The organism is Arthrobacter sp. 2762, from assembly GCF_040548745.1.
Classification (GTDB): Bacteria; Actinomycetota; Actinomycetes; order Actinomycetales; family Micrococcaceae; genus Arthrobacter.
Genome location: NZ_JBEPSI010000004.1, coordinates 136,073 through 147,552 on the forward strand (window position 1 = coordinate 136,073; position 11,480 = coordinate 147,552).

An 11,480-nucleotide genomic window follows, 5' to 3' on the forward strand; every position below is an offset into this window, starting at 1 on the left:
GGTTGCTGCCCCTTTCCTGGGCTATGTGGACAACTGTTGGCGATACCAGCTGAAGACGCTGGCTTGACGCGAGGTCATGGCGTCTCGGCTAAGATGAAACTCGTTGTCGCGTGTGCTCAATGAGAAGGGACCTTCACCGGTGATAGTGGTTGCAGAGAGCGCCGATGTTTCAGACGAGGCGGTAATTGGTGATGGATCCAAGATCTGGCATCTGGCCCAAGTCCGAGAGAAAGCCGAATTGGGCGTCAATTGCATCGTCGGACGCGGTGCCTACATCGGCACTGGCGTCAAGATGGGGGACAACTGCAAAGTCCAGAACTATGCACTTGTCTACGAGCCCGCAGAACTGGAGGCCGGCGTGTTCATCGGTCCGGCAGTAGTGCTGACGAATGATACCTATCCCCGTGCTGTAGGTCCGGACGGAAGTCTGAAGAGTGCGCACGACTGGGAGCCTGTGGGCGTCACTATTCGTGAAGGAGCGTCCATTGGTGCCCGCGCCGTATGCGTCGCTCCCGTGACCATCGGACGCTGGGCCACCGTAGCCGCCGGAGCGGTTGTTGCCAAAGATGTCCCTGATTTCGCGCTGATGGTCGGGGTTCCGGCCAAGCGGCGGGGCTGGGTCGGTAAGGCGGGCTTCCCGCTGCAGAACATTGGCGGGAACTGGGTATGCCCGGAAACCGGCGCCACATATGTTGAACAGAACGAGACACTTCGAGAGGTAGAGGCATGAGCCCCGAATTCATTCCCCCCGCCAAACCCATCATTGGCGACGACGAGCGCAAGGCCGTAGAGGCAGTTCTGGCCTCCGGCCAGCTTGCCCAAGGCTCGGAGGTTGCGTCCTTCGAGCAGGAATTTTCCCAAGTACTTCTGGACGGCCGCGCAGCTGTCGCCGTCAACTCTGGCACCTCAGGGCTGCACCTTGGCCTTCTGGCCGCCGGCATAGGCGCCGGCGACGAAGTCATTGTTCCTTCCTTCACCTTCGCAGCAACGGCCAACTCGGTCGCGCTGACCGGAGCAACGCCAGTCTTTGCCGATGTTGACCCGGATTACTACACGCTGGATCCTGCCTCTGTTGAGTCGAAGATTACCGACCGCACGGCGGCGATCATGCCGGTCCACCTTTATGGGCACCCCTTCGACGTCGATGCCATTGGCGCGCTCGCTGCGAAGCACGGGGTCAAAGTGTTCGAGGATGCGGCCCAGGCTCATGGTGCCGCTGTCAACGGCCGCAAGGTCGGAACCTTCGGCGACTTCGCCATGTTCAGCCTTTACCCCACGAAGAACATGACCTCCGGCGAGGGTGGGATGGTCAGCACAGGCCTGGCCGACGTCGAACGTCGACTCCGTCTCTTGCGCAACCAGGGCATGGAGCGCCAGTACGAGAATGAGTTGGTTGGCTTTAACGCCCGCATGACCAACATCCATGCAGCCATCGGGCGCGTCCAACTGACAAAGGTCGAAGGCTGGACCAAGACCCGGCAGGAAAACGCAGCATTCTTTGACGCAAACATCGAAGGCGTCATCACCCCGAAGGTAGCCAAGGGGTATGAGCACGTCTACCACCAGTACACCATCCGCATTACCGATGACCGTGATGGTTTCGCTAAGGCATTGCGTGAGGAATACAACGTCGGCTGTGGCGTGTACTACCCCATCCCGAACCACCGCCTTGCGCCCTTCCAGACATCGGATGAGCTGCCTGTAACTGAGGAATCTGCAGCCAGCGTGCTGTCCCTCCCGGTGCACCCATCGTTGAGCCAGGATGATCTGGACCGCATCGTGACGGCCGTCAACGCCATCGCAAAGGCAGGAAGCTAGTGGCAAACCTCCGCGCAGGCCTCATCGGACTGGGTATGATGGGTCGCCACCATGCCCGCGTAATCCGCGAGCTTGATGGCGTTGACCTGGTTGCTGTCGCGGATTCGTTCGGCGATCCACACAATGTTGCGGATGGCCTGACTGTCTACAACACAGTTGAGGAACTGATTGAGCAGGGAATCGACATGGCAGTGGCTGCCGTGCCGACCATCCTGCATGAGGAAGTGGCGTTGCGGCTTGCTGAAGCTGGCATCCACTGTCTCGTCGAGAAGCCGATCGCGAACGATTCCGAGTCGGGCGGACGCATTGCCAAAGCCTTCGAAGCCAATGGCCTCATCGGCGCGGTCGGTCACATCGAGCGCTTTAACCCTTCCCTGCAAAGCCTTCGCGAGCGGCTCGGGAATGGTGACCTTGGCGACGTTTACCAGATCAGCACAAGACGGCAGGGACCCTTCCCGGCGCGCATCGCCGACGTCGGGGTGGTCAAGGATCTTGCAACGCACGATATCGACCTCACCGCATGGCTGGCGCAGAGCAACTTCGTGAACGTCGTAGCGCACACGACCTCCCGCAGTGGCCGCGAACATGAAGACATGGTTACAGCCATTGGCCACCTCAAGAGCGGTGTCGTAACCAACCACATCGTGAATTGGTTGTCACCCATGAAGGAACGTACAACGGTCGTTCTGGGCGAACGTGGGGCATTCATCGCCGACACCATTTCTGCAGACCTGACCTTCGTGGAAAACGGAACGTTCCAGACGGACTGGGATTCCGTCGCGGCCTTCCGGGGCGTATCTGAGGGATCCTCGACCCGCTTCGCCCTTGCCAAGCGGGAGCCTTTGAAGATGGAGCATGAGGCGTTCCGTGACGCAATCCTCGGAAAGTCGATGAACATCGTGACGATGGCGGAAGGCCTTGAGACCCTGCGGGTCGCTGAGGCAGTGCTGGACTCCGCCAAATCGGGCTCTGTCATCAGCCTCTGAGACGCCAAATCAAGCATCGCCTTTGGGGGAGGCTGGCCACGTGCCAGCCTCCCTCTGGTGTTTGTGTACCCCAGCCGCCCCTGCTTGGCCAAGGGCCCGGATACGGGGAACGCACGCCAAGTCGGGTAGCCTTGACCAGTAGACGTGGGCACTTCTGTGCCCGCACGCCAATACACAGGAGAGTTTGTGAACGCTGATCTCGTCGTCGTCGGCTCGGGTTTCTTTGGCCTGACCATTGCAGAACGCGCCGCTACCGAGTTGGGGCTAAAGGTCGCGGTTCTTGATCGCCGCCACCATATTGGAGGAAACGCCTACAGCGAGAATGAAGAGAAGACGGGAATCGAGGTGCACCGGTACGGAGCGCATCTCTTCCATACTTCGAATGAACGTGTCTGGGAGTACGTGAACAGGTTCACCAAGTTCACGAGCTACCAGCACAAGGTTTACACCAGCCACAAGGGCGAGGTGTACCCAATGCCGATCAACCTCGGTACCATCAACCAGTTCTTCCGTGCAGCAATGAGCCCCACCGAAGCTCGTCAGCTCATTGCGGAGCAAGCGGGCGAGCTTGCCGGTACTGATCCCCAGAACCTGAATGACAAGGGCATACAGCTGATCGGGCGGCCCCTGTACGAGGCGTTCATCAAGCACTACACCGGCAAGCAGTGGCAGACGGATCCGAAGGACCTTCCCGCGGAGATCATCTCCAGGCTCCCCGTGCGTTACAACTACGACAACCGCTACTTCAATGACTCCCATGAAGGGCTTCCTGTCGACGGCTACACGGCGTGGATCGAGCGCATGGCGGACAACCCCAACATTGAAGTTATCCTCAACACGGATTTCTTTGACGATGGCGAATTCGGCCGGTCCTCGGTCCTTGGCCAGGTTCCGGTCATCTACACAGGCCCCGTAGACCGCTACTTCGACTATGCCGAGGGTGATCTCTCCTGGCGCACGATCGACCTCGAAGAAGAAGTGCTGCCGATTGAGGATTTCCAGGGGTGCTCGGTGATGAACTACCCGGACCCGGAGACTTCTTTCACTCGCATCCATGAGTTCCGCCACTTCCACCCTGAGCGCGACTACACGAAGGACGCGACGGTCATCATGCGCGAATTCTCGCGTTTTGCGGAGAAGGGCGACGAGCCTTACTACCCCGTCAACACATCAGAAGACCGCAGCAAACTGCTCGCATACCGTGATCTTGCACGTGGCGAGAAGTCTGTACTGTTTGGCGGGCGTCTTGGAACGTACAAGTACTTGGACATGCACATGGCCATCGGTTCGGCCCTGTCCATGTTCGACAACAAGATCAAGCCGCACTTCACGGGCGGCGCCAAGCTGGAAAGTGGTGGAGTGGACGCATGACCGCCACAACAAATGAAAGCCAGGAGACTGCCATGACGGCCACAACAGCCGCAGACAGCCCGGCGTCGACTGAGCAGAACCTTCGAATAGTCCAGCGTGTGGTTTTCCCGGCCAACCGCGACCTCGATACCCTGCCGCTCTATGTCGATCCGGACACCAATAAGGTCCGCAAGCAGGATGACAACGGCACAGCAGTTGTTCAGGCAGTGGGCATGGCCCGCAAACTCCACCCGGAGGACATCCTGGACCGCGGGTCGGTGCAGGTGCGCCGGGGCGAGCGTCTTTCCTTTGGTTCCTACTTCAATGCCTTCCCGGCCAGTTACTGGCGCAAATGGACCATCGCCACAAAGACGGTTCTCCACATAGAGACCGAGGGCGAAGGAACGGTCATCGTTTACCGGTCGAATGCGCGCGGTGCATCGCAGCGGGTGGACTCGATCCTCGTTGAGGGAACTGCGTCGAACGAGTTCGAACTTACGCTCGCTCCCTTTGGCGATGGCGGTTGGTACTGGTTCGACCTCATTGCCGGCGGCGATGGAATGACGCTTAAGAGCGCCCACTGGGCTGTTCCTGATGAAGGCAGGCCCCAGGGGAAAGTCACGCTGGGTGTTACAACGTTCAACCGTGCCGACTACTGCCTTGAAACCATCAAGTCAATCGATGCCGACTCCGGTCTCCGTGAAATCCTCGCGGAACTGATCATCGTGGACCAAGGCAACAAGAAGGTGGCCGACGAAGACGGGTTCGACGCCGTCGCCGCATCCATGGGTGAGCAGTTGCGCATCATCAACCAAGGCAACCTTGGTGGTTCGGGTGGGTTCGCCCGCAACATGTACGAGATGCTCGTCTCTGACAAGAGCGACTACGTCATGCTTCTCGACGACGACATTGAACTTGAAACCGAAGGTGTGCTCAGGGCGGTCGCATTTGCCGACCTTTGCCGTAAGCCCACCATCGTCGGCGGACACATGTTCGACATGTATAACAAGTCCGTTTTGCACGCCTACGCCGAAGTGGTGAATTTTTACCGTTTCCTCTGGGGACCCGTGGAGGGCCTGGGAAATCACGACTTCTCCGCAGAAGGCCTTCGCTCAACGCCACTGCTGCACCGCCGCTGGGATGCTGACTACAACGGTTGGTGGATGTGCCTCATCCCCAAGACCGTCGTGGAAAACATCGGACTCTCCCTTCCCGTGTTCATCAAGTGGGACGACGCCGAGTACTCCTTGCGTGCCCGGGCGGCAGGTTTCCCGACCGTTACCCTGCCGGGTGCAGCGGTGTGGCACGTCTCATGGGCTGATAAAGATGACTCTGTGGACTGGCAGGCTTACTATCACGAACGCAACAGGCTCATCGCGACTCTCCTGCATTCGCCGTTCCCCAAGGGTGGCCGGATTTTCCGTGAAAGCCTGAACACGGACATTAAGCACTTGGTATCGATGCAGTACTACCCAGAGCAAGCTCGTGTGATGGCTCTCCGGGACGTCTTGGAGGGGCCAGGCAAGCTCCACGAGCAGCTGCCCACCACAATGCCCAAGCTCCGTGCCATGCGCGAGGAATTTGTTGACTCCCAGATCAAGACCGATCCCGGTGCCTTCCCTGAGTCCTTCCGCAAACGTCCGCCGAAGAAGCCCCAGAGCTACAAGCAGCCGGGTGCTCTTGGCCTGCTGCCCTGGGCGGTTAAGACCGTCCTGAAGCAGACCCTTGCTCCGGTTCGCGATTCTGCCAAGACCAACCCTGAGGCCCATGTTGCACATCAGGACGGCAAATGGTGGAGCTTGGCGCATCTGGACAGTGCGGTTGTCTCCAATGCCGATGGCACAGGAGCGTCGTGGTACCAGCGCGATCCCAAGTTGGCACGCCGGCTTCTGGTTGAAACGACCCAGCTGCACGCGCAGCTTTTCTCGAATTGGGAGACGCTCCGGGCCCAGTACCGTGCGGCGCTGCCTCAGATCACATCGATGGAGTCCTGGCGAGAGACGTTCGACGCCTCGGAGCCCAAAAAGTAGCGATGGCCAACTCCACTGATATTTATGCTGTTCCAGGGGTAGGTGCCGGTCTGCTGGATGTCTTCCGGCGCCGGTACCTCCTCAAACTGATCGTCCGCAAGGAACTCAGGGTCCGCTACCGGGGTTCTGTGCTGGGCCTGGCTTGGTCATATGTGAAGCCGTTGGTCCAGTACTTGGTCCTGTTCTTTGCCCTGGGCATCGTCCTTCGCGTGGGGGACCAGATTCCCAACTACGCCCTGTACATGTTCTCCGGCGTCATCGTGGTCAATTTCTTCACGGAAGCGTTTTCGAACGCTACGCGCTCCATCGTGTGGAATGCCGCGTTGGTGAAGAAGATCTACCTGCCTCGGGAACTTTTTCCCGTGGCGTCGGTCTGGGTCGCTGCCGTGCATTTCCTACCACAACTGGTCGTCCTGCTGGCTGCTGCCCTTTTCAACGGGTGGCGACCAGATGTGATGCAGCTGGTGGGCGCAGCGCTGGGCTTCGTCATTGTGGCCGTAACCGCCACTGGCCTGGGCCTCCTGGCAGGTGCCATCAACGTGTTTTTCCGCGATGCAGAGAACATCGTGGACATGTTGATGATGATCGTCACCTGGACTTCACCCGTCCTCTATGACTGGACCATGATCCGTCGTCTTGCCCCGGACTGGGTCTTGACGATCTACCAGCTCAACCCCGTGACCGTGGCCGTGGAATTGTTCCACTGGGCGTTCTGGTACCCGACGGTCACCAAGCCGGTCGAACTGCCCCCTCACCTGATGTTGACGGGGTTGGCTGGACTGGGGATGGCCGCAGTTTTCCTTATCATCGGCCAGCTGGTGTTCCGCCGGCTCGAAGGCCATTTTGCGCAGGAGGTCTGAGTGGGCGCCGCCGTCATAGTCAAGGGCTTGAAAAAGACTTTCAATTTGCGTCACTCGCACTCCCTTAAGGAGACGCTTGTGTGGCTCGTCAAGGGACGCAAGGGTGATCTCACCAAGAAGTTCGATGCCCTGCACGATGTCAGCTTCGAGATACAGGATGGGGAGACCGTGGCCCTTCTGGGTTTCAATGGCTCCGGTAAGTCCACGTTGCTTAAGTTGATTTCCGGTGTCATCCTGCCGGATCAGGGCACTGTGCGGACCAAAGGCCGCGTCGCCGGCCTGATTGAGGTTGGGGCCGGGTTTCACCCGGATTTGTCCGGCCGTGAGAACGTCTTCCTTAACGCCGCGATCCTTGGAATGACAGAGCAGGAGATCAACGAGAAATTCGACGAGATCGTCGCTTTCTCGGAAATCGAGCAGTTCATCGACACGGAAGTGAAGTTCTATTCTTCCGGAATGTTCCTGCGCCTTGCTTTTGCGGTGGCAGTTCATACGCAGCCGGATATCTTCCTTGTGGACGAGATCCTGGCTGTTGGCGATGAACCTTTCCAGCGGAAGTGCCTGGCCAAGATTAAGCAGCTGTCCGACGAAGGCAGGACCCTCGTGGTTGTCAGCCATGACCTGGACATGATTTCACGGATCTGCGACAGGGGAGTCGTCTTATCCTCCGGCACTGTCCAATTCGAAGGTCCGGCTGACCAGGCTGTCGCCTGGCTGCGGGAACGCAACTAAGTCCGGCATCCAATAGCAAGAGTCGTCTGTCAAGGGATGGCTAGTGGAAGCATCTAAGAAAGGCGATCGTAGGAATGGGTATCGGCCCGCTGCTGTTGTGTGTACTCCTGATCGTTGTGTTGTGGTGGGGTCCAGGCTGGCTTCTCGGAGAAGCACTGGGAGTGCGCCGAACCCTCCTGCCCGTCGTGGCACCATTGTTGGGCATGGGTGCCCTGACGGTCATCGGTGTGATGGGCAATTCCTTGGGGTTGAGCTGGCAACTGCTTCCTGTATCCGCCGTTCTGCTGGTGTTGGCTGCTGTCCTGTTGGCTCTACGCCTCCTGTTGAGGCGTAGATTCCCTGACAAGTTCCAGACTCCCCTCCGAACACAGCCAAGCATTTTCGGTAAGCACCGATTTGCCGGCTCCTGGTGGATCCTGCTTGTAGGCCTTCTTGCGGGCGGAGCCGTCGCCGCCGTGTCATGGTTTGTCGGTAGTGAAGGCCTCCTGGGGATAAACCAGGACTGGGACATTCCTTGGCATGCAAACATGATCCGGCTTATCTCGGTGAATCATGAATGGGATCCGGCCATAGCGGGCAACTTCGCCTACTACGACACCACTGTTTCTGATGCGCCCATCAGGAGCTACCCGATTGCGTTCCACGCGGTGCTCGCGCTGTTCTGGCCGCTGAGTGCTGTCAGCATTCCGGTGTTCCTGAATGTTTTCGTCTTGGTGATGATGGCCGTTCAGTTACCCCTGAGCGCCATGGCCTTGACCATGATCCTCACACGCCGCCCGGTTGCCGTCGCCGCCGCGGCTGCAGTCTCGGGATGGTTCACGGTCTACCCCTATGACTTGCTGTGGCGTGGCCCGCTGATTCCATTTTTCGCTGGCATGCTGTTGGTGGGTCCATTCGTCTTCCTGGCAGTCAAAGGTGCCTTGGAGCGGCAAAAGTTCTGGGTCCTGGGCATTGCCTTCGGAGCAGTGGGCCTTATTGCCGTGCACCCCTCCCTGGCATTCGTAGTACTGCCGGTCCTTTTCTTCTGGCTGCTCTCCGCCCTGATACGGCGCAAGGGCAGGATCCTGGGCATTACTGTTTACCTCGCTGTGTCAGGGGTTCTCGCGGCGATCATCGGCCTGCCGATCATTACCCAGATGCTCAAGGAATCTGAGCGCGTCTCCAAGATGATGTGGGCACCGGATACTGATCGCAACGGTGCCATCCAGAACATTGTTCTCCTGAACCATGGCTCCATGGCAATGCCGATCCTGACAACGCTTGTTGCCGTTGGCTGCCTCGCTGTTGCCTTCAGGATCCGCATGTGGTGGTACTTTGGCCCGGTCCTGGCTTTTGCGTTTCTGTCGGTTTACACCATGGGCAGCGAGAGCCCCCGTTTCCTGAACCTGACAGCACCTTTCTACGACGATCAATGGCGCATTTTCGGCGTCCTTGTCATGCTCCTCGTGCCGCTTGCGGGCTTGGGCGTTGCCCAGTCCGGAGAGGCAATCGAGTGGGCCGTCCGGCGGTTCCGCAATCGTCGGGCAGAATCCGACGAATCCGGCGTCAAGAACGGGCGCAGGCCGAACCACGTCATCACGGCAGCGGCCGCCGTCGCGGTTTTGTTGGTATGCGGGGTCGGCGCGATCCCATACTTCAAGCAAAATGCCCAGCGCATCAACATCAATACAAAGATTGATGGCCCCACCCTCAGCTCATCCGAAGTGGATCTGCTGAGCAAAATGGACCAGTATGTTCCCCAGGACGCCACCGTGCTGAATGACTCCTGCGATGGTTCCGTATGGATGTATGCACTCGGGAACCGAATGCCGATGATCCGGCACTTCGAAATACTTCCTACGAACCGGCAGCTGCTTGTCCTTCAAAAGCTCCCTGAGTTGGCGACGGATCCCGACGCACGGGCGGCCGCTTCAGAGCTTGGTATCGAATGGGTATACATAGCCGACGGTCGGATCCGGGCCTGGGATGAGCCCAAGGCGGGGTTGACCCATCCTGATTCCATCCCTTATTTGAAGCTTGTTGTGCGTGATGGAAACGCAGCCTTGTACCGGATCGATTGGTCCCAGTTGCCCGGTGGCAAACAAGCCTTCGACGCCGCTTCCAAGGACCGCGTGCAGCTTGACGGAGTCCCGGGAATCCTCGAGAACCGGAAACCCGATGGCATCGCCCCGCTTGGAAGGATCTGCTAACCAATGAAGGCATTCATCAAAAAGTTCCTCTCGTCCAGTTTGTTCAGATTCCTCGTGGTGGGCGGTCTGAGCTTCATTGTGGATCTCGGTCTGCTGGCGCTCTGCTTCCAAGTGTTTGGTTGGCCGCTTTGGTTGGCCACGGGCGCAGGATTCTGGGGTAGTTTCTTCTTCAACTACTTCCTGCAGCGCCACTTTGCCTTCGGGGGAGGCGGAACGGCTCTGGGTGGAGTGCTGCGGTACTCCGGACTCTTGGCCTTCAACACTGTGGCGGTCATGGGAATCGTGGAGCTCTTCCAGTTCCTGGGTGCCGGATATGTTGCCGGTAAAGTGGTTGCGACCATTGTGACCATGGGATGGAACTACTTCATTTACAAGCACTGGATCTTCCCGCAAAAGAAGCAACCGAAGAGCGCCAGCGGACAGACAGATGGTGCGTCGGGCACTGACGTGCCAGCACAGAAATTCACACCTAACAGCAGCGAAGGATAATCGATGTATCGAGGCGTTCGAATTGCCGCGGTAGTACCGGCCTATAAAGAAGAGAACCACATCGCACAGGTGATCGAAACGATGCCTGATTTCGTCGATGACATTGTCATTGTTGATGACTGCAGCCCCGACGACACCTCCGGGGCTGCTCTTCGGGCGGATGATGGCAGGGTCACCTTGATTCGGCATGAGGTCAACCAAGGTGTGGGTGGCGCTGTTCTGACGGCGCATAAAGCGGCAATGGAGCTGGGCTCCGACATCAACGTTGTGATGGCCGGCGATGCCCAGATGGATCCGGAGTACCTGCCGCAGCTGCTCGATCCGGTGGTGGATGGTTACGGCTTTGCCAAGGCCAACCGCTTCTTTTCAGGTGAGTCTTTTGCCGGCATGCCTGGCTACCGAATCTTTGGCAACATCGTTTTGTCGTTCATGACAAAGCTGGCCTCGGGTTACTGGCACATCTTCGACCCCCAGAATGGCTACACGGCGATCCGGACGGAAGTTCTTCGTCGCCTGCCAATGAATAAGGTGGCCGCACGCTACAGCTTTGAGAACGACCTCCTGATTCACCTGAACATCCTCGATGTACCGATTGTGGATGTCCCGATTCCTGCTGTTTACGGCAATGAGGTTTCCAGCATCAAGCTCCGGAAGGTGATCCCCGAGCTGCTGGCCATGCTCTTTGGCGGCTTCTGGCGCCGTGTTTGGTGGAAGTACATGGTCTGGTCCTTCTCAGCGGTGGCTCTTCTGTTGATCGCAGGCATCGCCCTTATTGTCATGGGTCTCGTGGCTGGGATCTGGGTTCTCGCCGCAAGCGTAGGATCTCCTACCGCGGGATCGGTGATGTTGGCTGTTGTGCCCTTTGTGCTGGGAGTCCAGATGCTGTTGGTATCCCTCCAACTGGACATACAGGCAAGTCCAAACAGACCCACGATGCATCCCATGAAAGAACGTACGTAGGGAATTCCTGCAACAAGAAGGGGAGGGTCAGGACGCTTGGCGTCCTGACCCTCCCTTCTCTTTCCT

General features: G+C 58.5%; 10 protein-coding genes. All 10 read left to right on the forward strand.

Features of this window, described 5'->3' with window-relative positions:
- Nucleotides 1–112: 112 nt before the first annotated feature.
- Nucleotides 113–730 (forward strand): acyltransferase, encoded by a 618-nt coding sequence (locus ABIE18_RS09165; protein ID WP_216924020.1) that lies wholly within the window; start codon nt 113–115, stop codon nt 728–730.
- Entirely contained in the window at nt 727–1,818 is a 1,092-nt protein-coding gene (locus ABIE18_RS09170) for a DegT/DnrJ/EryC1/StrS family aminotransferase (protein ID WP_499722405.1), read from the forward strand. Before ABIE18_RS09165 ends, ABIE18_RS09170 begins: the two co-directional genes overlap by 4 nt.
- Nucleotides 1,818–2,804, forward strand: coding sequence for a Gfo/Idh/MocA family oxidoreductase (locus tag ABIE18_RS09175; RefSeq protein ID WP_477515030.1), 987 nt, complete (start codon nt 1,818–1,820; stop codon nt 2,802–2,804). The genes ABIE18_RS09170 and ABIE18_RS09175 overlap by 1 nt, the downstream gene beginning before the upstream one ends.
- Nucleotides 2,805–2,990: 186 nt before the next feature.
- The gene (gene glf / locus ABIE18_RS09180; protein WP_499722407.1) at nt 2,991–4,175 is read left to right on the forward strand and encodes a UDP-galactopyranose mutase; all 1,185 of its coding nucleotides are present in this window, start codon (nt 2,991–2,993) and stop codon (nt 4,173–4,175) included.
- A complete protein-coding gene (locus tag ABIE18_RS09185) occupies nt 4,172–6,184 on the forward strand; it encodes a glycosyltransferase (protein WP_477515031.1) in 2,013 nt (670 codons plus the stop codon). The genes glf and ABIE18_RS09185 overlap by 4 nt, the downstream gene beginning before the upstream one ends.
- 2 nt (nt 6,185–6,186) lie before the next feature.
- The gene (locus tag ABIE18_RS09190; protein ID WP_224088060.1) at nt 6,187–7,044 is read left to right on the forward strand and encodes an ABC transporter permease; all 858 of its coding nucleotides are present in this window, start codon (nt 6,187–6,189) and stop codon (nt 7,042–7,044) included.
- Entirely contained in the window at nt 7,045–7,776 is a 732-nt protein-coding gene (locus tag ABIE18_RS09195; protein WP_216924014.1) for an ABC transporter ATP-binding protein, read from the forward strand.
- A 74-nt stretch (nt 7,777–7,850) separates the two neighbouring features.
- On the forward strand, nt 7,851–9,965 hold the full coding sequence (locus ABIE18_RS09200; protein WP_499722408.1) for a DUF6541 family protein: 2,115 nt from the start codon (nt 7,851–7,853) through the stop codon (nt 9,963–9,965).
- A gap of 3 nt (nt 9,966–9,968) precedes the next feature.
- Entirely contained in the window at nt 9,969–10,454 is a 486-nt protein-coding gene (locus ABIE18_RS09205; RefSeq protein WP_499722409.1) for a GtrA family protein, read from the forward strand.
- Nucleotides 10,455–10,457: 3 nt separating this feature from the next.
- Nucleotides 10,458–11,414, forward strand: a complete 957-nt coding sequence (locus ABIE18_RS09210; protein WP_216924011.1) for a glycosyltransferase family 2 protein — start codon at nt 10,458–10,460, stop codon at nt 11,412–11,414.
- The last annotated feature ends 66 nt before the right edge of the window (nt 11,415–11,480 follow it).

Excerpts from the sequence above, each read along its gene's own strand:
- ABIE18_RS09205 (WP_499722409.1), top strand. The coding sequence starts at position 9,969 with ATGAAGGCATTCATCAAAAAGTTCCTCTCGTCCAGTTTGTTCAGATTC.
- ABIE18_RS09210 (WP_216924011.1), top strand. The coding sequence starts at position 10,458 with ATGTATCGAGGCGTTCGAATTGCCGCGGTAGTACCGGCCTATAAAGAA.
- ABIE18_RS09185 (WP_477515031.1), top strand. The coding sequence starts at position 4,172 with ATGACCGCCACAACAAATGAAAGCCAGGAGACTGCCATGACGGCCACA.
- ABIE18_RS09170 (WP_499722405.1), top strand. The coding sequence starts at position 727 with ATGAGCCCCGAATTCATTCCCCCCGCCAAACCCATCATTGGCGACGAC.
- ABIE18_RS09200 (WP_499722408.1), top strand. The coding sequence starts at position 7,851 with ATGGGTATCGGCCCGCTGCTGTTGTGTGTACTCCTGATCGTTGTGTTG.
- ABIE18_RS09190 (WP_224088060.1), top strand. The coding sequence starts at position 6,187 with ATGGCCAACTCCACTGATATTTATGCTGTTCCAGGGGTAGGTGCCGGT.